Origin of the sequence: Actinokineospora sp. PR83 (assembly GCF_021056305.1) — a bacterium.
GTDB lineage: Bacteria > Actinomycetota > Actinomycetes > Mycobacteriales > Pseudonocardiaceae > Actinokineospora > Actinokineospora spheciospongiae.
This window is the reverse complement of sequence record NZ_JAJCXD010000151.1, coordinates 61,461-83,617: the sequence shown is the minus strand read 5'-3', so window position 1 is coordinate 83,617 and position 22,157 is coordinate 61,461. Positions and strand designations below refer to the sequence as shown.

Here is a 22,157-nt window from a genome sequence, read left to right as displayed (position 1 = left end):
GGTCAGTCCTCTCCACGGAGCGCGGACCGGTAGATCGCCAGGGTCTCCTCGGCGATCCGCCCCCAGTCCGGCACGTCGGCCTCGTCCCGCCGGGTCTCGGCGAGCGCCTGGGTGAGCGCCGCGGCGACCGCGGCGGGCTCGGGTCCGACCAGCCGCGCCGCCCCGCCCAGGTGCTCGGCGGCGATCTCGCGGTGGGCGGGGATGTCGCTGAGCACGACCCTGGCGCCCGCCGCGGCGGCCTCCACCGGGGCCATGCCGAACGCCTCGTGCTCCGACAGCGACACCAGCACCGCGGCGGTGCGCAGCCAGCGGTGCACCTCGTGGTCGTCGACGCCGCCGGTGAACCGCACCCGCCCGGCGACCCCCAGCTCGGCGGCCAGCCCGCGCAGCTCGTCGAACTGAGAACCGGTGCCCACGACCACGACCTGGACGTCCGGGGGCAGCAGCGGCAGGGCGCGCAGCAGCGCGGCCACCCGCTTGTAGGGCTCCAGCCTGCCCAGGCTCAGGATCGTGCGCGGCTGGTCCGGGAACGGTTCCGCCGCGCGGATCGCCGCCACGTCGACGCCGTTGGGCACCACGTGCGCGCGGTCCGCGGCCACCGGGAAGTCGCCCACGAGCTGGTCGCGCTCGGCGCGGGACACGCACACCACCGCCCGCGCCGCCCGGAACAGCAGCCGACCGACGAACCGGTAGCCCACGTGCAGCACCGATGCCTGCCTGCTGTGCCCGCCGCCGTGGTAGTGCGGGGTGAACACCACGGGGCGGGCGAACCCACCGAGCGCGGCGAACCCGCAGGCGGCGTGGTAGCTGTGCACGTGCACGACGTCGCTGCCGCGCCCGGCGCGCAGCCCGGCCAGCAGCAGCCGCGGCGAGATCGACATGACCGTGGTGCGCCAGGCCGGGAACACCCGCACCGGCACGCCGCCGGGCCGCTCCAGCACCGGCCGCGGCACGCCGCGGCGCGCGGTGAGCACCCGCACGTCGACCCCGCGCGCGCTCAGCTCGCGCGCCAGGTGCCCGGTGTGCGCCTCGACCCCGCCGCGCTCGGGCGGGAAACCGGGTGTGACCAGGGTGACCCGCAGCGGCGCGGTCATGCGATGTGGGCCGCGCGCACGACGTGCTCCGCGATGAGCCGGTGCCCGTCGGCGGTGGGGTGCACGTCGCCGTACTGGCAGAAGTAGGTGTAGAGGCAGGCGCCTGCGACCGCGGTGGGGACCGTGCCGTAGCCGGGGACCGAGGTGGTCTGGGTGAGCGGCACGTAGCCCTGGGCGGCCTCGGTCACGTCCACGAACTCGGCGCCGACCTTCGCGTACTCCGCCCGCAGCACCGGGTTCACCAGGTCGCGGAAGACCCCGACGGAGGCGGCGGCGACGTCCCGGCCCGGGGCACCCGCGGTCACCCAGTAGCCGAGCAGCATGTCCGGGTAGCTCACCCCGACGATCGGCACGTCCGGCCCGGCCGCGGCGCGCAGTTCGGCGAGCACCGCGGCGAGGTCGGTCCGCAGCCGCTCGACCGAGGCGGTGACGCAGTCGATGGCGTCCGGCCGCGGGGTCGCGCCGATCGGCAGGCAGGGGCGCACGTCGTTGCCGCCGACCACAACGGTGACCAAGCCCACGCGGCCACGGTTCTCGGACATGAACTTCACCGCTGCCCGCGCCTGCGACAGGCCGCCGTAGTCCGGGGCGCCGGGGGCGAGCGCGACGGGCGCGCAGCCGGGCTCGGCGCGTAGTTGCGCGGTGGTGACGCCGGAGCAGCCGAAGTTGGCCAGTCGCATCGGCACGCCGTGGACGACAGTCTTCTCCGCCACCTGGTAGGCGAACCCGTCGGTGGAGGTGCCACCGCCGTCGGCGCCGGTCGGCTTGTACCCCGCGGCGTAGGAGTCGCCGACGGAGACGTAGTAGCGCTCCCCGGGGTCGGCGGCGGTGGAGGTCGCCGCACACCCCGACAGTGCGAACAGGGCGGCGGATGCCGCCGCGAACAGGCGAACCGACACGGAGCGCGTTCCTTCCGACCGGGGGGTGGAGTTCACGACAAAGCCGGGGACCGCGGGAGCGCAAGGTGAAGCAGGCGGAAACCCGACATCTCGTACTTGCGAACGCGCGGGAGCCAGACGCGATTCATGTTCTCCGGGCGAAGGATACTACAAATACCCTCGACCGCACTCCGGAAAGTTGTTCATGATTTGTCCAGTGCTCTGTGGACGGTGGATCAAGGCTCTTCGCGGCGCTGTCGTGCCGGGTGCGCTGGGTGATGTTGCTTGGTAACAGTTACCCGGACAGGTTATGTCACTCGGGTGCAGAAACTGTCCCCATCGGGGAGTTGTCGGACACTGTGTAGTTAGATGTCCCTCAAGTTACGGTGTGTTACACCTTCGGGTGGTGACGTGTGGTGAGGGCCAAAAGAGTGAAACCGCGCACGTTTGGCCCATTTGGGTAACAGCCGACAAGAGGATTGCGAAATCCTGTCCGTAGCTCGTCCCCACCTGTAAGAAGACTTGGGAGAACTGATGGTGCGCCTCTCCATCGTCATGCCGGTCTACAACGAGAGCGCCACTATCAGATCGGCCATCGAACGCGTGCTGTCGGTGGATTACCCCTGCCCGGTGGAGCTGATCGTCGTCGACGACGGGAGTTCCGACGACACGCCGGTGATCCTGCGCGAGCTGGCCCCCCGGGGCCTGCGGCTCGTCGAGCACCCGCGCAACCTCGGCAAGGGCGCCGCCGTGCGCTCCGGCGTGCGCGTGGCCGAGGGCACCCACATGATCATCCTCGACGCGGACCTGGAGTACTCCCCGGGCGACATCCCGGCGATGCTGGAGCCGGTCCTGCGCGGTCGCGCCGACCACGTCTTCGGTGCCCGGGTCTTCGGGCTCAACACCCGCTACCAGTCGTTCCGGTTCGCCGTCGGCGGCCGGGCGCTCACCCTCGCGGCGAACCTGATGTACGACTCCTGCCTGACCGACATGCACACCTGCCTCAAGCTGCTGCCGGTCGCCGACTTCCGCGCGCTCGACCTCACCGAGGACGGCTTCGGCCTCGACACCGAGCTGACCGCCCGGCTGATCCGCGGCGGCGTGCGCCCGTTCGAGGTGCCGGTCAGCTACGTCGGCCGCTCGGTGGCCGACGGCAAGAAGATCAACTGGAAGGACGGGGTGCGCTGCCTGTCCATCCTGGCCAAGGTCCGCACCGAGCGGCACCCGCAGGAGCTGTCCTACGCCACCGCCACCAACACCCCGCACACCCCCGCGCCGGTCGTCCCGCGCGCGGTCGACCTGGACGCGCCGCGCGCGGTCACGGCCACCAGCGAAGACACCCCGCTCGCCATCTGAGCGGGCGCAGCACCGAAAGGCAACGGACACGTGGGAGAGCGGCGCAGGGTGTGGCTGGTCGGGCCGGGGTTCGAGTTCCTCAGCGGCCTGTCGGTCTACACCTGTCGGCTGGCCAACGCGCTCACCGAGGAGCACGACGTGTCGGTCGTGCTGCTGCGCAAGCTGATCCCGGCCCGGCTCTACCCCGGCGGCAAGCGCACCGGGGACGACCTGACCAGCCTCAGCTACGACGAGCGGGTCCGCGTCGCCGGTGAGGTCGACTGGTACTGGGGCACCGAGCTGCGCGCCGTCGTGCGCAGGCTCAAGCGCGAGCGCCCGGACGTGCTGGTGCTCCAGTGGTGGACCGCGGCCACGCTGCACACCTACCTGGTGCTGGCCAGGGCAGCCCGGCAGGCCGGGGTGCCGGTCGTGCTGGAGTTCCACGAGACCCAGGACACCGGCGAGGCGTCGGTGCCGCTGGTGGCGGGCTACTGCCGCCGGGTGATGCCGCGGCTGCTCGCCAAGGCCTCCGGCGCGCTGGTGCACAACCGGCACGACCTGGAACTGCTGCGCGGCACCTACGGCGCGGCGCTGGACCACCTCGCCGTCGAGATCGCCCCGCACGGCCCGTACGACCACCTGCCCCCGGCCCCCGCCACCGCCACCGACGCCGACGTGACCCGGCTGCTGTTCTTCGGGCTGATCCGCCCGTACAAGGGCGTCGAGGACCTGGTCTCGGCGTTCAACGCCCTGTCCGCCGAGGACGCCGCCCGGTTCACCCTGACCGTGGTCGGGGAGACCTGGGAGGGCTGGACCAAACCCGCCGAGCTGATCGCGGCGAGCCCGCACGCCGACCGGATCACCTTCGTCAACCGCTACGTCAGCGACGAGGAGGCGGGCCGGTTCTTCGCCGACGCCGACGCCCTCGTGCTGCCCTACCGGCGCGGCTCGGCCAGCGGCCCGCTGCAGATCGCCATGAGCGGCGGCATCCACGTGCTGCTCTACGCCGTCGGCGGCCTGGTCGAGGCGGTCGCCGACTACCCCGGCGCCGTCCTGCTGCCCCCCGACGACGTGGCCGCGCTGCGCGCCGCCCTGCTGGACCTGCCGGACCGGCGCGCGGAGCGCTTCGCCGACCCGCACTCGTGGGCCGCGACCACCGCCGCGGTCGACCGGCTCACCACCGCGATCACCGCCGCGGCCCGGACCACCCCGGCGGCGGTGTGACCACCTCGACCCACCCGCGGGAGCAGGCCGCCGCGGACACCCCGGACGCCGCGGCGCCCACCCCGGACACCCGACCCCCGGCCCGCTGGACGTCGTGGCCCGCCGTGGTCGGCGCCGCCGCCGTGGGCATCCTCGTCGTGGGGCTGTCCTACCGGCTCGCCGCCGAGGGCGGGAACCCCAACATCCGCTACGGCGTGTTCTGGCTGGGGATGCTGCTGGCCGCCGTCCCGGTCACCGCGCGGATCGCCACCGGCGACCGGGTGGCCGCCGGGTGGGGCGTCGCCCTGCTCGGCGTGCTCACCTACGTGCCGAAGTTCCTGCGCAACCCGGGCGCCCCCGCCTACCACGACGAGTACGCGCACTGGCGCGAAGCCGTGGACGTGCTCTCGACCGGGACCCTGTTCCAGCCCAACTCGATCATCCCGATCGTGCAGTACTACCCGGGCACCTCCGGGCTGACCGCCGCCGTGCAGCGGCTCACCGGGCTGTCGGTGTGGTCCTCCGGGCAGCTCGTGCTGTTCACCGCGCACATGCTGGTCCTCTTCGCCGTCGTCGTGCTGGCGCGGGTGCACCTCAAGTCCGCCGCGGCCGGTGCGCTCGCCGCCGTGGTCTACGCGCTGAACCCGTCGGAGATGTACTTCGACACCCAGTACGCCTACGAGGGCATCGCGGTCGCCTTCTTCATGTGGATCCTCGCCCTGGGCAGCATCGCCGCCCGGTCGAGCGGTCGGCGGCGGGTCGCCGCGCTGGCGCTGGCCCTGCTCTGCGTGGGCGGCTGCGTGGCCACCCACCACCTGACCACGCTGTTCCTGGTGCTGCTGCTGGGCGGGGTGGCGGCGATCGTCGGGTTCCGGCGGTGGCGGTCCAGGACCGCCGAGGGCACCGGGGTGTGGCTGGTCCTCTTCGGCGGCACGGTGCTGGTGGCCGTGGCCTGGGTCCTGTTCGTCGCCACGCCCACGCTGACCTACCTGTCGCCGTACTTCGGCGGGTCGGTGGAGCAGCTCAGCGGCATGGCCGCGCAGGAGGACACCGGCCGGGTCGTGCTGGCCCCGTCGCCGCAACCGCTGTGGGAGCGCGGGTTCACCGCGCTGTCGCCGGTCGTCGTCGGGCTGGTGTGCCTGGCCGCGCTGCTGGCGCTGCGCAAGGTCCTCAAGGACTGGCGCGCGGACACGCTGGCGCTGATGGCGTTCGGGCTCGTGTACTTCCCGTCGGTGCTGTTCCTGCTGGCGCCCTCCGGCGCCGAGGGGGCCCGGCGGTCGTGGGCGTTCAGCTACGTGGGCATCGCGCTGATCGCCGCGTTCGTGGTGCTGCGCTGGCGGGAGCGCCGACCGGTGCGGTGGTGGGCGCGCGGGTGGGTGCTGATGGCGCTGTTCGTCGTCGTGCTCGTGGGCAACGTCGGCGCGGGCCTCAACGACCCGTACCGCTTCCCCGGGCCGTTCCGCTGGGGCACCGACACCAACTCCGCCAGCGCCGAGGCGCGCACGGTGGGGGAGGAACTGTCCGCGCGGGCGGGCCGGGTCCGGGTCATCACCGACCGGTACACCGCGCTGCAACTGGTCGCCTACGGCGGCCTGGACGTGGCCGCGCCCTCGGTCGGCTTCCCGGCCTGGCAGCTCACCCAGACCCCGGACGGGCCCACGACGCAGCTCGCCGCCGAGATGCGCGCCGCGGGCTACGACTACCTGGTCGTCGACACGCGCATGGCCGAGGAGCCGTCCTTCATCGGCGACAACTACGGCCCCACCGACCCGCTGATCGGCCAGGCCACCCCGAAGGAGAACCTGGCCCGCCTCGACCGGGTGCCCTGGGCGACCCGGGTGATCACCACCGAGCACCTGCGGGTCTACCACCTGGACTTCTTCCTGATGAACGCGCCGATGGGGGGCGGGTCGTGAACCGGACGCTGATCCTGGCCTCCTCCGTCGTCGCCGCGGCGGTCCTGTCGCTGCTGCCGGTGCCGGTGGCGCTGCGCACGCTGGTCCTGTTCCCGGTGCTGGTCCTCGTCGCGGGCTGGAGCGCCGCCCGGCTCGTGCTGGGCACGCGCACCGCCGAAGGTGAGGACGCCGACCTGCGGTACACGCTGCCGGTGCTGGTGGCGCTGCTCGTGCCGCTGGCCGTGGTGCTGCTGCTCGCGGTCTTCGGCATCCCGGTCGACACCCCGGGCATCGCGATCGGCACCGGGGTGGTGGCGCTGCTGCTCACCGCCGCCGCGCACGTCGCGGTCGGCCCGCCGACCTGGCCCACCGGCCTGCGCCGGGCCGTCGGGCCGCTGGTCGCCGTCCTGGTGCTGGGCGGTGCCGTCGCCGGTGCCGCCGCCATGCGACCCCCGGTGGTCGAGTCCTACGCGCAGCTCTCGCTGAGCACGGCGGTCCCCCGGGCGGCGGCGGGCAGCACCGTGACGGTGCCGTGGACGCTGACCGGGTACGGCTCGCCGCTGCCCGAGGACGCCCCCGAGGTCCGGGTGGCCGTCGCCGGGCAGACCGTCACACCGGTCGAGGTCACCGGCGGCGCGGTCGGCCCGAGCACGGCGGCGGGCGCGGTCGACGAGCGGCGCGGGTCGGTCAGCTTCACCGCCCCCACCGCGCCCGGCCTGCACGACGTGCGGGTCTCCGTCGGCCGCGACCCCTGGGCGGCGCTCGTCCTGCGCCTGGAGGTCATGCCGTGACCGTGCCGGAGACCAGCGAGACCCCCGGGAACACCGGGACGACCGACAACGCCGGGGTCGCGGCCGACCCGGGCCTGCCGGTCGAGGCGGCGCCGGTCTCCTGGCGGGAGCGGCTCGCCACCGACGCCATGCTGCGCAACTCGATCGCGATCATGGCCACCACCGTGGTCACCTCGGTGTTCGGCTACGTGTTCTGGCTCGTGGTCGCCCGCACCTCCACCCCGGCGGTCAGCGGTGCCGGTGCCGCCGCCACCAGCGCCCTCCAGGCTGCCGCGCTGTTCGCCGCGGTCGGCGCCGCCGCCGCGATGGTGGAGTGGCTGCCGCGCAGCACCTCCGCCGCGCAGTGGCGCTCGCGGCTGACCGTCGGCGTGACCGTCGCGGCCGTGGGCGGCCTGCTCGGCGGGCTGTTCGTGGTGGCGCTGCTCGGGTACGCGCTCGACACGCTGCCCGCGCTGCGCGGCCCCGTCGGCGGGGTGCTGTTCTGCCTCGGCACGGTGTTCTTCGCCGTCGGCACGGTCTACGACTACGCCGCGGTGGCCGAGCGCAGCGGGACCATGATGCTCGCCCGCAACGCCCTGTTCACCGCCCTGCGCATCCCGCTGGTCGTGCTGCCGTGGCTGCTGCCCGGCACCGGCGACCAGATCCTCACCGCGTGGACCGCCGCCGCCGGGCTGTCGCTGCTGCTGGCCGTGGTCGGCTTCCGCCGCAGCGCGCACGGCCGGTCGCTGCGCCCCGCCCTGCCCGGGTTCGGCGTGGCGCTGCGCGAGATGCGCGCGTCGCTGCTGGGCCAGCACCTGATCACCGTCGCCGCGATGATGGGCACCTACCTGCTGCCGATCATCGTGGTGGCCAGGGTCTCGCCGGAGGCCAACGCCTACTTCTACGCCACCTGGATGCTCGGCGCGGTGTTCTTCATGGTCAGCCCGGCCGTGTCCACCTCGCTGTTCGCCGCCGCCGCCGAGGACCCCGCCGCGGTGGCGGGTGCGGCCCGGCGCGGGCTGCGGATCATCGGCGCCCTGCTGGTCGCCCCGATCTTGGTGTACCTGCTCGGCGGCAGCCTGCTGCTGTCGTTGTTCGGCCCGGAGTACCCTGGGCAGGGGCGCCTGCTGCTGGTCCTGCTGACGCTCTCGGCGATCCCGGACGCGCTGACCAACGTCGCCGTCGCCGTCCTGCGCGCCACCACCCGGCTGCGCGCCGCGCTCTGGCTCAACCTGTCGATGCTGCTGGCCAGCCTGGTGGCGTCCTGGGTCCTGCTGCCGCACCTGGGGATCGCCGCGGTCGGCTGGTCGTGGCTGGGCGCGCAGACCGTCGGCGCGCTGTGGGTGGTCGCGTCCTGGCGCCGGATCACCACGCCGTGAGGGTCCTCCAGGTCACCGACAACTACGCCCCCGCGACCGGGGGCCTGGAGCGGGTCGTGCAGCTTCTCTCGCACGAACTGGCCGCCCGCGGCCACGAGGTGCACGTCGCGACGCTGAGCCGCACCGACGCCCCCGACCTGGAGGCGGAGGGCCCGGTCACCGTCCACCGGCTCTCCGGCCTGACCCGGCACCTGCGCCGCTTCTCCGCCGACCCGAACCACCTGTTCCACCCCACCGTCGCCGACCCGGTCCTGGTGCGGCGGTTGCAGGAACTGGTCGACGAACTGCGCCCGGACGTCGTGCACGTGCACAGCTGGATCCTGCACTCGTGCCTGTCGCTGCGCCTGCCGTCGTCGTCGCTGGTGGTGTCACTGCACGACTACGGCCTCACGTGTGCGAAGAAGACGTTGACGTACAAGGATTCCCTGGACACCGCCTGCTCGGGCCCGGAGCTGCGCAAGTGCCTGGGGTGCGCGAAGGACTTCTACGGCGCGGTCAAGGGGACCGCGCTGACGCTGGGGCTGTCCCGCACGCGGCTGGACGAGGTGGACCTCTTCCTGCCGATCAGCGACGCGATGGCGCGGGCGTGCCTGCCCGGAGTGGCCCCCGAGCGCATCCGGGTCGTGCCGTCGTTCGTGGCGGACTCGGTCGCGGCGGTGGGTTCGCGACCGGACTTCCTGCCAGACGGGGACTTCGTGCTGTTCGTGGGGGCGCTGGGGGAGCACAAGGGGCTGGGGCCGCTGGTCGAGGCGCACCGGCGGATGGCCGCGGCGGTGCCGCTGGTGGTCATCGGGCCCCGGCGGGCCGACACCCCGGAACTGCTGGGCAGCCCGGAGCGGCCGGTGGTCGTGCACGACTCGGTGCCGCACCCGCAGATCATGGCCGCGTTCGCCGCCGCCGCCGTGGTGGCGGTGCCGTCGCGGTGGGCCGAACCGCAGGGGTTGGTGGCGGTCGAGGCCCTGGCGGTGGGCACGCCGGTGGTCGCCTCGCGAGTGGGTGGTCTGCCCGGGCTGGTCACCGACGGAGTCACCGGGCTGCTGGTGCCCCCGGGGGACGCGTCGGCGCTGGCGGGTGCTCTGGACTCGCTGCTCGCCGACCCCGTCGCTCGGAGCCGGATGGGGGCGGCGGGGCGGGTGGACGCGCGGCGGTACTTCGCCGGGGCTGTGGTGCCGCAGGTGGTCGCGGCTTACGAGGAACTGGTGGACCGGCGGTCCACGGTGCCGCGGTAGGCGGCTGCTCCCGCGGCCCGGTCGAGCGGAGGGCGGGGTGGCACCGTGCCCGGCACCACCCCGCCGGGCTCAGCGCAGGCCGTTGCGGCGGGCCACCGCGATCAGCAGGTCCGGGTCGTCGCTGATCGCACCGGTGACGCCCAGGTCGATCACCCGCTGGATGGTCGCCTCGTCGTTCACGGTGTACGGGACGACCTTGAGGCCGTACCGGGACTGCAGAGTCCGCACATCCGGGCCGAAGAAGTACGCCGGGTCGGTGCGCAGGTACCAGTCGTCGTTCGCGACCTTGGTCTGGGCGGGGTCGTGCACCTGCCAGTTGGCCGACACGGTGGACGCGCCCGCGGCCTTCACCAGCTTGCCGAGGTCCTGGTGCTTCCACCAGTCCAGGCCACCGGTCCACGGGCTGCGCACCGACGGGTCGCCGTAGACCGCCTGCAGGGAGCACTCGTCGGCGACGGTCCTGCACTCCTCCGGTCCGTACTGCCAGACCAGGGCCACGGTCTCGATGCGCGGGTCCAGTGCCCGCGCCAGCCGGATCGTCCGCCAGTCGAACGACTGGATGGTGGCCCGGCGGGCGAACCCGGCCCGCTCGATCGCGGCCACCAACTGCACGGCGAACTGCTGGTACGGCGCGGTGTCGTCGGCGGTCGGGCTGAGCTTGGTCTCGATGTTGAGCCGGACGTCGGCCCGGCCGCTGCGCTTCACCAGCGCGAAGACCTCCTCCAGCGTCGGGATGCGCTGGCCGGGCACCGCCTGCTGCCTGGGGAACTCCGGCAGGGTCTTGCTGCCGCAGTCGATGGTCTTGAGCTGGGCCAGGGTCAACTGCCGCACCTGCTTGCCGACGTACGGGTACAGCGGGTCGCCGGCGCGGACCGGGCCGGTGTCGACGCAGTGCGAACCGTTGACTGCCCGGTCGTGCAGCACCACCAGGCGGTTGTCGCGGGTGATGCCGGTATCCAGTTCCAGTGTGGACACGTCGCGGTCGGCCAGCGAGTACTCGAAGGCCGCCAGGGTGTTCTCCGGGCGCACCGACCGGCCGCCGCGGTGGGCCTGGACGTCGAAGGGGGAGGTGTGGCCGCGGGGCAGGGCGAACCCACGCCCGCCGAGGACCTCGCGCAGCCGGTCGGGGTAGTCGGTGATCAGGCCGTCCACGCCGTCGTCGACCAGCTTGGCCATGGTGGGCGCGTCGTCGACCGTCCAGGGGATGACCTTGATGCCGTTGTCGTGCGCGTGCCGCACCATCCCGGCGGTGACGTAGGGCCGGTAGTCCGGGTCGGTCACCTTGCCCGCCTGCGGGAACCCGTGCACGGGGGAGAAGGCGCTCGCACCGAAGGACTTCACCGCCGCGATCGGGTCGCCGCCGAAGTCGTCGATGTCCAGCCCGCCCAACCACGGCGAGCGGCCGGGCTGCCCGGTCTGCAGGAAGTCGAAGTTGGTCAACGCCACCAGGGGCAGCTTCGGCGACACTTGGCGCATCCGCATCAGCGCGCCCCAGTCGAAGCTCTGCACCGACACCCGGCCGCCCACCCCCGCCTCGGCGATCACCCGCGCGGTGACCTGCACGAACTGCTCGCGCGGCGCGGTCTCCTGCGGGGCGCCCGCCTCGACCTTCGTCTCCACGTTGAACCGCACGCCGTCGGCGCGGTGGCGGGCGGCCAGCGCGAACACCTCACTCAGCAGCGGCATCCGCGAACCGGGGGACAGCACTTGGCCGGGGAAGTCCGGCAGCCGCTTCGACCCGCAGTCGAGCGTGCGCACCTGCGCCAGCGTCAGGTCCTTGACGTACCGGCCGACGTACCGCGCCCCCGGCTCGGTGTCGGCGCACTTGTTCCCGTCCACCTTGCGGTCGTGCGTCACCACGGCCTGCCCGTCGGCGGTGATCTGCACGTCCAGCTCCAGCGTGCTCACCCCCAGCCGCAGGGCGTTGCCGAACGCGCTGAGCGTGCTCTCCGACCGCAGCCCGATCCCACCCCGGTGCGCCTGCAGGTCGAACCCGCGCCGCTGCGCCGGGGTCGCGTCGGCGGGTGCCACCACGAGCCCCGCCGCCAGTGCCGCCACCACCACAGCCCAGCCCGTACGTCTCATGCCCGGCATGGTGCCAACGGCTCCGGCCCGGACCAAGGCGTGCACCCGCCATTCACCCAGGTTTCCCCCGGCGTACCCCGGACGCCCCAACCCTCGGCCGCCATGGGTTCTTTGAGGCAAATAACAGCTATTTCCTATCAAGATATTTGGGGGCGCAGATCTTGGTGAAGACGATGTCTCGGGTGGGGAGGGACAAGCGCAAAGACGGAAGCCCGTCCGGATGCACGCGAGGTGGGGCAGGTGCCGCGTTCTCGGGGGCACGGGTATTCCGTGCAGAAGCAGCCGACCTCATTCTCGATCCAGTCGCGACCTGCCCATTCCGAGGGGCGCAGGTGACCGGATCCGGAGCGCTCAACGTGTGCGAGACCACACCGCGGGTCACCCCGCCGCTTCGTCCAACTCCGAACGCCACGCCTTGCGGTGCCGGTCGTAGTGCACCGGGCCGTGTCGGAAGGCCGACAGGTCCACGGTGGCCAACGCCTTGTACGCCTCCGCGGTCAGGTCGTCTTCCAGGACCACCCGCACACCGCTGGCCGAATCCTGCAGCCCCAGGGGCGCGGCGCTCGCGCGAGCACCGGGTCGCCTGCCCGCGAGCCGTTTGACACCGGTGTAGATGTCCTTGACCGCCTCGGTTCCCAAGCCGGTCAGGAAAGCTTGCAGCGGCAGGGCTGCCAGGACCAACCACTCCAGGTCGGATGGACCCCGGTGCGCGAGTTCCCGCCGCGACTCGACGGCGCAGCCGTACCCGGAGAAGGTGTCGACCCCCCACTGCTCCAAGCCGTCGTCCACGTCCCTGGCGACGAGCAGCTCCGCATCAGCGGAAAAGCCCACGTCGGACATCCCCTTCTCCGTTGACCGGCACGTGGTGTCGCCGGTCACACAGTCCCTCCCCGTCCCGGAGTATGCCGTACGGCGATCGGCAGTGTTCACCATCGTGGTGACAGGAAGCGGCAAACCGAACGCTCTCGGTCACCAGAGGCGCGGGTTCGGTGCGAAGCGCGGCAGTGGGGCCCGACCGTCGATCCCGGCCCGCGCGCCATCACCCTCCGCATCGATGCGGTCACACGACGACCACAACGGTTCCCGAACCGGCCGGGGACGCGTCCGCGGGGGTACCGGTGGGCCGGAAGTGTGCCAGGCTCGGGTGATGAGCGCGTGCGACTACGACCTGGTGGTGTTCGACCACCCGACCCTGTCGGAGGCGTACCGGGTGGCGGTGGTGGACGCGACGAACATGGAGCGGTTCCGGGCCGTGGCCGGGGAAGCCTAGGTCCCGCGGGCGAGGGGAATCGTGGACTTCGACGAGTTGCTGCGCCGGGTCGATGCCCGGGTGCGGCGCTACGACGGCCCGGACGACGCCGCGGTGGTGCTGGGCCCGTCGGTGGAGGCCGAGGCGGACGCGCTGTGGGGTGCGGCCCAGCCCGCCGACCCCGACCGGGTGAGCCGGGTGGAGGAGGAGCGGCGGGCGGCGGCGAGCCTGGTGCTGGGGTGGTTGGCCTATTGCAGGCACACCGCCCTGGGGCCGGGGCTGCCTGCGGTGGTGGAGTTGGCCAGGGCGGTCCTGCGGTTGTCGCCGATCGCGTCCGCGGGTGCGGCGATCCCCGCCCCGCTGCGGTCGATGATCGGTGCGGGGGCGGACCCGGAGGTGCAGGCCGACACGGGGACCAGGCTGCTGCTGGCCACCGGGCACACCGACGACCGGGGGGTTCTCCAGGCGTCGGTGGTGCTGCTGGGTTCGGCGCTGGGGCGGTTGCCCGCCGAGCACCCGGAGTGGGCGCGGTTCACGGCGAACTTCGGGTTGGCGTCGTTGCGGCTCCACGAGAGCGAGGGGTCGGCTGAGGACCTCGACCTGGCGGCGAACGCGATCGAGGCGGCTGTGGCCGCCGACGAGGAGCACCCGGACCGGCCGGGGTGGTTGTCGAACCTGGCCCGCGTGCACCAGGCGCGCTACGGCCTGACCGGCGACACCGCCGAGTTGCACCGGCAGGTCGATGTCCTCGGGCAGGCGCTCGCCGGTGGGCACTTCGACGAGCCGGGTGTGCTGGGGATGCTCAGCGCGGCGCACCGGAACCTGTACTGGCGCAACCGGGAACTGCCCGACCTGGACCGGGCGGTGGACAGCCACGAGCGGGCGGTGGCGTCCACACCGGACGGTGCGCCGCGGGTGGCGGAGCAGTGGGCCGCGCTGGGGGTGGTGCGCCTGGAGCGGTGGGAGCACACCGGGGACGAGACCGACCTCGACCGCGGGATCGAGGTGTTGGCCGCGGCGGTGGCCGCGGCGCCCGCCGGGCACCCGGACCGGCCGGGGTGGCTGTCGGGGTTGGGGGTCGCGCACCGCAAGCGGTACCGGTTGACCGGGGTGCCCGCCGACCTGGACCGGGCGGTCGAGCTGCTGGAGCAGGCGGTGGCGGCGTTGCCGCCCGGGCGGCGGGAGCGGCCGGGGCTGCTGTCGACCCTCGGGCTGGCCTACCGGGCGCGCTTCGACCGCGCCGGTGCGGTCGCCGACCTGGACCGCGGGGTGCGGTGCCTGGCGGCGGCGTCGGCGGAGACCCCGCCCTCGGGTGGTGGGCAGCCGGTGCTGCTGGCGGACCTGGCCGCGCTGCACGCGAGCCGGTTCGGGCACAGCGGGCAGGAGTCCGACGCCGCCGCGGCGATCCGGCTGCTGCACCTGGCGACTTCGGCCGAGGATCACCCGGCGCGGCCGGTGTTCCTGCGCGACCTGGCCGCCCAGTATGAGTCGCGGCACGCGCGGTCGGGCAGCGCCGCGGACCTGGACCGGGCGATCGCGCTGCTGCGGCAGGTGCTCGCGGTGACCCCGGCCGGGCACGGCGGGCGGGCGCCGGTGCTGGCCCGGTTGGGTCGGGCGTACCTGCGGGCGTTCGAGGCGGGGGACCACAGCGTCACCCCGGTGCTGTTGCGGGACCTGGCCGAGGAGGCGCGGGCGGCGGCCACCGCGACCCCGGCCGATCGGGTCCGCGCGCACCGGGCGGTGGGGGAGTTGGCCTGCGCCATGGGGGATCACGAGGTCGCGGTGCGGTCGCTGGGTGCGGCGGTGGCCCTGTTGCCGTCGGTGGCGCCGGGCGGTGGTGGGCCGGAGGACCGGGAGCGCCTGTTGGGCGAGTACGCCGGGTTGGTGTCGGAGGCGGTGGCGGCGCACTGCGAGGTGGGGGACGCGGCCGGTGCGGTGCGGGTGGCCGAGCACGGGCGCGGGGTGCTGCTGGCCGCCCGGCTGGGCGGTCGGTCCGAGTTGGCGGAGTTGGCGAGCGCGCACCCGGAACTGGCCGAGCGCTTCCACCGCGCCCGGGACGACCTGGGGTTCGCGGAGTCGCCGGACCAGGTCGAGGGCCGCAGGCGGCTGTGGGCGCGGTACGAGGCGCTGGTGGCGGAGATCCGGCGGCACGACGGCTTCGCCCGGTTCCTGCTGCCGCCGAGGTTGGCCGACCTGCGCCCGGCGGGCGGGGTGGTCGTGCTGGTCAACGCGGGCAGCCGCCGCTGCGACGCGGTCCTGGTCGCGGCGGCGGGGGAGCCGGTGGTGGTGCGGCTGCCGGACGTGACCCGGGCGGAGGTGTCGGCGCGGGCGGCGGAACTGCTCGACGCGGCAGGCCCGAGCAGGCAGGCGGTGATCGGCGCGCACCTGGCGTGGTTGTGGACCGCGGTCGTCGGCCCGGTCTTGGACGCCCTGCCCGAGGGGGTGTTGCGGGTCTGGTGGCTGCCGACGGGTCTGCTGGGTTTGCTGCCGCTGCACGCCGCGGGCCCGCCGGGGGAGCCGGGGGCGTTGGAGCGCGTGGTGTCGTCGTACACGCCGACGCTGCGCGCCCTCGCCGACGCCCGCACCCGGCCCACCGCGACGGCGCGCGAGCAGGTGGTGGTCGCGCTGTCGCGCACCCCGGGTCTGCCGGACCTGCCCGACGTCGACCCGCACCCGGACGCCCCGCACCTGCTCGACCGGGACGCGACCGCCGAGCGCGTGCTGTCCGCGCTGTCCGGTGCCACGTGGGCGCACCTGGCCTGCCACGCGGTCTGCGACCCGCGGGTCCCGGCGCGCAGCGGCCTGCACCTGGCCGACGGCCCGCTGCCGGTGGCGGGGCTCACCGGGCTGCGCCCCGACGCCGAACTGGCCTACCTGGCGGCGTGCTCCACCGCCCCGGGCGGGCAGGCCGACGAGTCGGTCCACCTCGCCTCGGCGGTGGCGCTGGCCGGGTTCCGGCACGTCGTCGCCGGGCTGTGGCACGTCAACGACCAGGTGGCCACCTACGTCGCGCGGGCCTTCCACCACCACCTGCCGGACGGCCCGACCGCCGACGGCGCGGCCGAGGCGCTGCGCACGGTGACCCGGACCCTGCGGGGCAAGTACCCCCACCGCCCCGAGCTGTGGGCCGCACTGGTCCACAGTGGACCGTGACCGGCGCGCGGGTCGCCCCGCGCGCCGGTCGGGCGGTGCCGGTCAGGCGGAGGCGCCGACGCGCTCGCCGAAGGACTTGCCGGTGGCGGTGGCCAGCTCGTGCGCGGCTGCCGCGGACTCCTTGGCCAGCGGGATCAGCTCGGCCATGGCCGGGTTGACCTCGGCCAGGGTCAGCTCGGCGGCCACCACGGTGACGTCCGCGCCCCAGACGTCGCCCAGGATGCGCACCAGGTACGGGGTGGCGTGGTCCCAGCCCGCGCGCGGGGTGCCCTCGCCGTAGCCGCCGCCGCGGGCGACGACCAGCGCGACGGACTTGCCCGCCAGCGGCTGCGTGCCCGGGCCGAACCGCGGGTCGAGGATCAGCAGGTCGATCCACGCCTTGAGGTGCTGCGACACCCCGAAGTTGTAGAGCGAGGTGGCGATGACCGCCGCGTCGGCGTTGGCGAGCTGGTCGGCGCTCGCGGTCACCTCGGCGAGCGCGGCGGTCTGCTCGGCGGTGCGCTGGTCCTCCGGGGTCTGCCCGGCGCCCAGGGCGGTGGCCCAGGTGCTCGCGCCGAGCGGGTCGGCCCCCAGGTCGCGCCGCACGACCTCGGCGCCGGGGTGCACCTCGCGCCAGCCCGCCTCCAGCGAGTCGGCGACGGCGCGGCTGACCGAGCCCTCCTGGCGGATGCTGCTGTCGAGCCGGAACAGGCCCATGTCCACTCCCAGGTTGTGATGCGGATCAGATGTTCTGTTTTTCAGACTATCGTCTTCACAGACCATACCCGTCGGTGGGCCCCCTCCCGTAGGATGGGACCGTGCACACCCCCGCCGTCGAAGCCGATCTCGGCTGGGCTCTGGGCTCGGTCTTCCGCGGGTACCTGCGCGCCACCGGCGAGGCGCTGGCCGGACTGCCCGGCGGTCCTCGCGGCTACCAGGTGCTGACCTCCGCTGAACAGGGCGAACCCTCCAGCCAGTTGGCCCTGGCCCACCGGCTCGGCGTGGACCGCACGGTGATGACCTACCTGATCGACGACCTGGAGCGCTCCGGCCTCGTCGAGCGGCGACCCGACCCGGCCGACCGCCGGGCCCGCCTGCTCTCGGCCACCGCCGCGGGCCGGGCCCGCCTGGCCGAGGCCACCGAGGCGCTGCGCCGGGCGGAGGACCACGTGCTGGCCCCGCTCAACCCCGCCGAACGCGACCAGTTGCGGGACCTGCTGCGCAAGCTCGCCACCGAGGCCCCCGGGGAGAACGCCTGCCGGGTCGTGGAGGACGTGGCCGCGCTGGAGAACGGTTCCTGCTAGCGCGACTCCCGCCTGTCTGCTCCGAGCCTGTTGCGCGGGAACGTATCCGGCCTCGATCGACTCCCCGACTGTGCCGGGTGGAGTGTCGAGATCGGTAGATGTGTCCTCTTGGGATTGTCGTGTCGAGGTGTGGGCGTGGCGGCGTGGGCGAGTGGTCGGGGGGTCACCAACCGGTCCGGTTCCCCGTATTCGAGGCCGGTTCGGTAACGCGTGGCGGGGGCCGCCGATGTAGGGGTGGCACACACCGCACGTCCGTCTGGAGTGGTCACATGCAGAACCGATCGGTTGTCGTCACGGGCCTGCTCGTCGCCGTGGCCGCCCTCGTCACCGCCTGCTCGGGTGGCGGTGACGCTGTCGGCACCGGTGCGACCGGGATTTCCGTGGCCGCACCGACTTCCACCACGCCCAGCTCCACCACTGCGGCGCCCACGACCACTACCACCACAACCACGGTGGCCCCGCCGCCCCCGGTCGCCGTGCCCCCGGTGGCCGTGCCCCCGGTGCAGCCGCCCGTGACGGTGGCCAAGCCCGCCACCACGACCAAGAAGCCCGCCACCACGACCAAGCGCGCCGCCGCGGCCCCGGCACCGCCGCCCGCCGAGAAGGCCGCCCCGGCGTCGAAGTGCGACCCGAACTACAGCGGCTGCGTGCCGGTGGCCTCCGACTTCGACTGCGCGGGCGGCAGCGGCAACGGCCCGGCCTACGTGCAGGGACCGGTGCGGGTCACCGGCACCGACGTCTACGGGCTCGACAACGACAGCGACGGCGTGGGCTGCGAGTGACGATCCCGGCGCCGTCCACTCAGGACCGGTCGGCGCCGGTCGCTGCTCACCCGCACAGGGCGTGGTTGACCAGGTCCCGCTGCGCCTGCGCCGCGGCGGCGCCGTCGGCCACGACGGGGGTGTTGTTGACCCCGATCGACACCGCACGTTCGCCGTCGCCCACGGTCAGCGTGGTGTAGCCCGCGATCTGCCCGGAGTGGCCCCAGACCTCGCCGCAGTCGGTGACGTAGCGCCCGAGGCCCAGGCCGTAGTTCGGGTAACCGGGGCCGGGGGCGACGCTGCGCATCTCCGCCAGTCGGGCGGGGGAGACCAGTTCCCCGCTGAACAGGGCGTTGAGGAACGCGGTCAGGTCCTCCCCGGTGGACACCAGGCCGCCCGCGGCGCCCCAGACGGCGGGTTCGTAGCCGGTGACGTCGGCGAAGGCCATGCCGCCCACCGACAGGTAGCCGCGGGAGGCGGGGGCGGGCAGGGCCTTCTCGCCCGGGGCGGGCAGGAACGTCGACGGCATCCCGACCCGGTCCAGCACCCGTTCCTTGATGGCGACGCGCAGGTCCTGCCCGGTCAGCTCCTCCACCAGCATTCCCAGCACCGTGTAGCCGGTGTTGGAGTAGGCGCCGCCCTGGCCCGGGGCGAATTGCGCGCCCTTGCGCGTGCCCTCGTCCACCAGCCGCTGCGGGGTGGGCGGGGTGATCTGCCAGGTGGGGTTGAGCAGCAGCACGGCGGTCTGCAGGTAGTCGCCGCCGACGAAGCCGAGGTAGTCGGGGATGCCGGAGCGGTGTTCGAGCAGGTGCCGCACGGTGATCGCATTCGGGTCGATGCCGGGACCGCGCACGACGCCGGGCAGCACCTGCTCGATCGGCGCGTTCAGGTCCAGCCTGCCCTCGTCGACCAGTTGCAGCGCAACGGTGGCGACGAACATCTTCGTCTGGCTGCCGACGCGGAAGCGGGTGTGCTCGTCGGGGGCGGCCCCGGTCAGCACGGCGGTGCGGCCGCTGCCCCACCCGGACACCGCGTCGCCGTCGCGGGTGGTGACCACCGCTCCCACTGAACCGGTCGCCACGCGGTAGGCGTTGAGCCAGTCCTGCTCCGGTTCCGCCGCCCGGGCGGGGGCGGCCGAGGCGCCGAGCAGGGCGCAGATCGCCGTGGTCACGAGCAGGCAGCGCACGTGGGGCCTCCCGGAAGGGTTTGCGAACACGAGTGTTCGCAACTCTAGCGCGCGGGTGCTCCGGTTGTCACTGCTCCGGTCACCCGGTGGCGGGGGAGGTCTCCGCGATGGCGGCGGGCACCACGTCGCGGGCGCGGGCCAGGCGGGTGACCCCGAAGGCGGCGAGCGCCGCGCAGGCCACCGCCAGCACCACCAGCAACCCGTTGGTCGCCAGCTCCTCGCCCAGGAACACCACGCCGATCGCGGTGGCGCTGGCCGGGTTGACCAGGTTCGTCACCGCCAGCGGGGCGCCCAGGCCCGAGCGGTAGGACTGCTGGGTGAGCACGGTGGCCGCGATGGCGAACGCGACGATGGCCACGACCGTCAGCAGCGTGCCCAGGCGCAGCAGGACCCCCGGGCCCTCGGCCTCCAGGGTGCGCACCACGGTCTGGCACAGTGCCGAGCACACCGCGAACGCGATGCCGCCCGCGACCGCCTCCCACAGCGGCGAGGCTCCCGGCCTGCTGCCCTTGACGCCCAGCAGCGCGACCAGCACCGTCGTGGCCAGCAGCAGCCCGGACAGCTCCGCGTTCGTCAGCGTGTCCGAGCGGCCACCGGTGGTGATCAGCATGGTGAGCCCGGCGAGGCCGATGACGGTGCAGCCCATGCCGACCGCCTCCAGCCGGGTGACCCGCCGGTGGCCCGCCGAGGCGGTCAGCGGCACCGCGATGACCAGGGTGAGCACGCCCAGCGGTTGGATCAGCGACAGCGGCCCGAAGTTCAGCGACAGCACGTGCAGCCCGGCGCCCGCCACGTTGAGCAGCTGCGCCAGCCACCACACCGGCACCTTCAGCAGCTCCCGCACCGACAGGTGCGCCACCCGGGCCTGGATCAGCGCGGCCGAGGCGTAGACGACGGCGACCACGACGCACAGCGCGATCGTGATGAACAGGTCATTCATGAGTCGCGGCCGCCCCAGTCTCCCGCTCGGTCGACCCCCACGCCGACCCGATGTCGCTACCGACGGCCACAGTAACGCCTCACCCGCTGTGACCGGGCGATTCCGGCGGAACTCCCGGGTGGACGGTGCCTCAGCAGCCCAGTTCGGCGCGGATCCCGGCCAGGTTCGCGCGGATGCCCGCCTCCCACTCCGCGAGCCTGCGGGCGATGATCCTGGCCTCTTTCTCCGGCGTCGCGGCGATGACCATCGACAGCCCCGACGGGGCGGACCCCAGCCGCCCCCACTGCCGCACCAGGACCGCGTCGCGCCCAGGGTCCACCTCGAAACCCCAGGTGGCGACCGGCAACTCCCCGGCGGTCACCTGCCAGACCCACCGGCGCTCGTCCTCCACCTCGACGATCACCGACTCCGTCGACCACTCGCCGAGCCGCGGGTGCCGGTTGCGCCCGATGAACCGGTTGCCCACAGCCACCCGGTCCGCGTCCCCCACCCAGGCCACCGACTGCAGCTCGGGGGAGTGGCGGGTGGGCAGCTCGATGTCGGTGACCAGCGCCCACGCGGCCGCCGGGGTGGTCTCGATCCGCTCGGTGACCTCGACGGTCGGGCTGTCCCGGTAGCGCATGGCACTCCTCTGGTCCGTACTATGTCATAGAGCATAATAACGGTGGAGGGATCCCGGATGAAGGTCGGCGTGCTGGTCGAACCGAGGCTTCCCGGGGCCGCGGAGTTCGCGGTGGAGGCCGAGCGCCTCGGGGTGGACTCCCTCTGGGTGGCCGAGGTGTGGGGCTACGACGCCCTGACCGGCCTGGCCTACCTCGCCGCCAAGACCGAGGCGATCGGCCTGGGCACCTTCGTCGTGCAGTTGGGCTCGCGCAGCCCCGCCCTGCTCGCCACCTCCGCGCTGAGCCTGCAAGCCCTCTCCGGTGGCCGCTTCTCCCTCGGGGTGGGCGTGTCCGGCCCGCGGGTCATGGAGGGCTGGCACGGGGTGCCGTTCCGCAAGCCCGTGCAGACCACCCGTGAGACCATCGAGATCATCCGCACCGTCAGCGGCGGCCACCGCCTCGAACACGCGGGCGAGGTCTACCCGCTGCCCCTGCCGGGGAGCCGGGGTCGCCCCCTGACCCCCATGGTCGAGCCCGCCCACGTGCCGGTCTACGTCGCCGCCATGGGCCCGGCCAACCTCCGCCTCACCGGCGAGGCCGCCGACGGCTGGCTCGGCAACGCGTTCATCCCCGAATCCGCCGAGGTCTTCCTCGACCCCCTGGCCGAGGGCGCCCGCGCCGCGGGCCGCTCCCTCGACGCGCTCGACCTGGTCGCCCCGGTCGCCGTCGGCTTCACCGAGACCGCCGAGCAGGCCGCGGAACTGGGCCGCAGGCACGCCAACGGGTACGCCTTCACCATCGGCGCCATGGGTTCGGGCCCGGACAACTACTACAACCGCGCCTTCGCCCGCTTGGGCTTCGCCGACCAGGTCGCCGAGGTCGCCGCCCTCTGGCAGCGGGGCAAGCGCACCGAAGCCGCCGCAGCCGTCCCCCTGGAACTGGGCACCATGACCAACCTCGTCGGCCTCCCCGACACCGTCGCCGACCGCGTCACCCGCTACCGCGACGCCGGGATCACCACCCTGCTGGCCAAGGTGGACGGAACCTTCGAGGACCAGGCCCGCACCCTCGAAACCCTCCTCGACATCACCGGCCGGGGCTGACCGTGTCCCCCC

At 73.7% G+C, this 22,157-nt stretch carries 18 protein-coding genes and 2 pseudogenes; 11 read left to right on the top strand and 9 right to left on the bottom strand.

Annotated features, from left to right (window positions below; translation table 11 throughout):
• Window positions 1-2: 2 nt before the first annotated feature.
• Window positions 3-1,094, bottom strand: coding sequence for a glycosyltransferase family 4 protein (locus L6E12_RS33875; protein ID WP_236231996.1), 1,092 nt, complete (start codon window positions 1,092-1,094; stop codon window positions 3-5).
• Window positions 1,091-1,993, bottom strand: a complete 903-nt coding sequence (locus L6E12_RS33870; RefSeq protein WP_236231995.1) for a GDSL-type esterase/lipase family protein — start codon at window positions 1,991-1,993, stop codon at window positions 1,091-1,093. Before L6E12_RS33870 ends, L6E12_RS33875 begins: the two co-directional genes overlap by 4 nt.
• 513 nt (window positions 1,994-2,506) lie before the next feature.
• Here L6E12_RS33870 and L6E12_RS33865 point away from each other — a divergent pair.
• The 6 genes from L6E12_RS33865 to L6E12_RS33840 are packed head-to-tail and all read left to right on the top strand — an operon-like array spanning window position 2,507 to window position 9,783.
• Complete coding sequence (locus tag L6E12_RS33865; protein ID WP_236231994.1) at window positions 2,507-3,328, top strand: glycosyltransferase family 2 protein; 822 nt, start codon at window positions 2,507-2,509, stop codon at window positions 3,326-3,328.
• 30 nt (window positions 3,329-3,358) lie between these two features.
• The gene (locus L6E12_RS33860) at window positions 3,359-4,531 is read left to right on the top strand and encodes a glycosyltransferase (RefSeq protein WP_236231993.1); all 1,173 of its coding nucleotides are present in this window, start codon (window positions 3,359-3,361) and stop codon (window positions 4,529-4,531) included.
• On the top strand, window positions 4,528-6,426 hold the full coding sequence (locus tag L6E12_RS33855) for a hypothetical protein (RefSeq protein WP_236231992.1): 1,899 nt from the start codon (window positions 4,528-4,530) through the stop codon (window positions 6,424-6,426). The genes L6E12_RS33860 and L6E12_RS33855 overlap by 4 nt, the downstream gene beginning before the upstream one ends.
• Window positions 6,423-7,196: a hypothetical protein gene (locus tag L6E12_RS33850; protein WP_236231991.1), complete on the top strand. Its 774-nt coding sequence runs from the start codon at window positions 6,423-6,425 to the stop codon at window positions 7,194-7,196. Before L6E12_RS33855 ends, L6E12_RS33850 begins: the two co-directional genes overlap by 4 nt.
• A complete protein-coding gene (locus tag L6E12_RS33845) occupies window positions 7,193-8,554 on the top strand; it encodes a hypothetical protein (protein ID WP_236231990.1) in 1,362 nt (453 codons plus the stop codon). Before L6E12_RS33850 ends, L6E12_RS33845 begins: the two co-directional genes overlap by 4 nt.
• A complete protein-coding gene (locus L6E12_RS33840) occupies window positions 8,551-9,783 on the top strand; it encodes a glycosyltransferase family 4 protein (RefSeq protein WP_236231989.1) in 1,233 nt (410 codons plus the stop codon). The genes L6E12_RS33845 and L6E12_RS33840 overlap by 4 nt, the downstream gene beginning before the upstream one ends.
• 69 nt (window positions 9,784-9,852) lie before the next feature.
• Here L6E12_RS33840 and L6E12_RS33835 read toward each other — a convergent pair.
• The 3 genes and pseudogenes from L6E12_RS33835 to L6E12_RS33825 all read right to left on the bottom strand — a co-directional run.
• Window positions 9,853-10,818: pseudogene (locus L6E12_RS33835) on the bottom strand (glycerophosphodiester phosphodiesterase family protein); the annotation flags it as partial.
• Window positions 10,819-10,854: 36 nt separating this feature from the next.
• Window positions 10,855-11,868, bottom strand: a pseudogene (locus L6E12_RS33830) (glycerophosphodiester phosphodiesterase family protein); the annotation flags it as partial.
• Window positions 11,869-12,246: 378 nt separating this feature from the next.
• Window positions 12,247-12,708: a hypothetical protein gene (locus L6E12_RS33825; protein WP_236231988.1), complete on the bottom strand. Its 462-nt coding sequence runs from the start codon at window positions 12,706-12,708 to the stop codon at window positions 12,247-12,249.
• A 307-nt stretch (window positions 12,709-13,015) separates the two neighbouring features.
• On the opposite strand from L6E12_RS33825, the gene L6E12_RS34970 reads away from it, so the two are divergent.
• Together L6E12_RS34970 and L6E12_RS35640 are read left to right on the top strand one after the other, a co-directional pair.
• Window positions 13,016-13,138: a hypothetical protein gene (locus L6E12_RS34970; protein ID WP_255683587.1), complete on the top strand. Its 123-nt coding sequence runs from the start codon at window positions 13,016-13,018 to the stop codon at window positions 13,136-13,138.
• Window positions 13,139-13,159: 21 nt separating this feature from the next.
• The gene (locus tag L6E12_RS35640) at window positions 13,160-16,270 is read left to right on the top strand and encodes a CHAT domain-containing protein (protein ID WP_308075430.1); all 3,111 of its coding nucleotides are present in this window, start codon (window positions 13,160-13,162) and stop codon (window positions 16,268-16,270) included.
• 42 nt (window positions 16,271-16,312) lie between these two features.
• On the opposite strand, the gene L6E12_RS33815 is transcribed toward L6E12_RS35640, so the two are convergent.
• Complete coding sequence (locus L6E12_RS33815) at window positions 16,313-16,966, bottom strand: FMN-dependent NADH-azoreductase (protein WP_236231987.1); 654 nt, start codon at window positions 16,964-16,966, stop codon at window positions 16,313-16,315.
• A 101-nt stretch (window positions 16,967-17,067) separates the two neighbouring features.
• Between L6E12_RS33815 and L6E12_RS33810 the strand changes: the two genes are divergently transcribed.
• On the top strand, window positions 17,068-17,553 hold the full coding sequence (locus tag L6E12_RS33810) for a MarR family transcriptional regulator (RefSeq protein ID WP_236231986.1): 486 nt from the start codon (window positions 17,068-17,070) through the stop codon (window positions 17,551-17,553).
• 269 nt (window positions 17,554-17,822) lie between these two features.
• Window positions 17,823-18,335 carry a hypothetical protein gene (locus L6E12_RS33805; RefSeq protein ID WP_236231985.1) on the top strand — a complete coding sequence of 171 codons (513 nt, stop codon included), beginning with the start codon at window positions 17,823-17,825 and terminating at the stop codon, window positions 18,333-18,335.
• A gap of 46 nt (window positions 18,336-18,381) precedes the next feature.
• On the opposite strand, the gene L6E12_RS33800 is transcribed toward L6E12_RS33805, so the two are convergent.
• The 3 genes from L6E12_RS33800 to L6E12_RS33790 all read right to left on the bottom strand — a co-directional run bounded on the left by L6E12_RS33800 (window position 18,382) and on the right by L6E12_RS33790 (window position 21,062).
• Window positions 18,382-19,500, bottom strand: a complete 1,119-nt coding sequence (locus tag L6E12_RS33800; RefSeq protein ID WP_236231984.1) for a serine hydrolase — start codon at window positions 19,498-19,500, stop codon at window positions 18,382-18,384.
• Window positions 19,501-19,579: 79 nt separating this feature from the next.
• On the bottom strand, window positions 19,580-20,440 hold the full coding sequence (locus tag L6E12_RS33795; RefSeq protein WP_236231983.1) for a DMT family transporter: 861 nt from the start codon (window positions 20,438-20,440) through the stop codon (window positions 19,580-19,582).
• Window positions 20,441-20,570: 130 nt separating this feature from the next.
• Complete coding sequence (locus tag L6E12_RS33790) at window positions 20,571-21,062, bottom strand: SRPBCC family protein (protein WP_236231982.1); 492 nt, start codon at window positions 21,060-21,062, stop codon at window positions 20,571-20,573.
• A 42-nt stretch (window positions 21,063-21,104) separates the two neighbouring features.
• Between L6E12_RS33790 and L6E12_RS33785 the strand changes: the two genes are divergently transcribed.
• Window positions 21,105-22,145, top strand: a complete 1,041-nt coding sequence (locus tag L6E12_RS33785) for an LLM class flavin-dependent oxidoreductase (protein ID WP_236231981.1) — start codon at window positions 21,105-21,107, stop codon at window positions 22,143-22,145.
• The last annotated feature ends 12 nt before the right edge of the window (window positions 22,146-22,157 follow it).

What these genes read in the sequence shown, in the direction of transcription:
- L6E12_RS33805 (WP_236231985.1), top strand. Translation starts at nt 17,823, where the DNA reads ATGCAGAACCGATCGGTTGTCGTCACGGGCCTGCTCGTCGCCGTGGCC.
- L6E12_RS34970 (WP_255683587.1), top strand. Translation starts at nt 13,016, where the DNA reads ATGAGCGCGTGCGACTACGACCTGGTGGTGTTCGACCACCCGACCCTG.
- L6E12_RS33815 (WP_236231987.1), bottom strand. Translation starts at nt 16,966, where the DNA reads ATGGGCCTGTTCCGGCTCGACAGCAGCATCCGCCAGGAGGGCTCGGTC.
- L6E12_RS33865 (WP_236231994.1), top strand. Translation starts at nt 2,507, where the DNA reads ATGGTGCGCCTCTCCATCGTCATGCCGGTCTACAACGAGAGCGCCACT.
- L6E12_RS33825 (WP_236231988.1), bottom strand. Translation starts at nt 12,708, where the DNA reads ATGTCCGACGTGGGCTTTTCCGCTGATGCGGAGCTGCTCGTCGCCAGG.
- L6E12_RS33790 (WP_236231982.1), bottom strand. Translation starts at nt 21,062, where the DNA reads ATGCGCTACCGGGACAGCCCGACCGTCGAGGTCACCGAGCGGATCGAG.
- L6E12_RS33875 (WP_236231996.1), bottom strand. Translation starts at nt 1,094, where the DNA reads ATGACCGCGCCGCTGCGGGTCACCCTGGTCACACCCGGTTTCCCGCCC.
- L6E12_RS33795 (WP_236231983.1), bottom strand. Translation starts at nt 20,440, where the DNA reads ATGAATGACCTGTTCATCACGATCGCGCTGTGCGTCGTGGTCGCCGTC.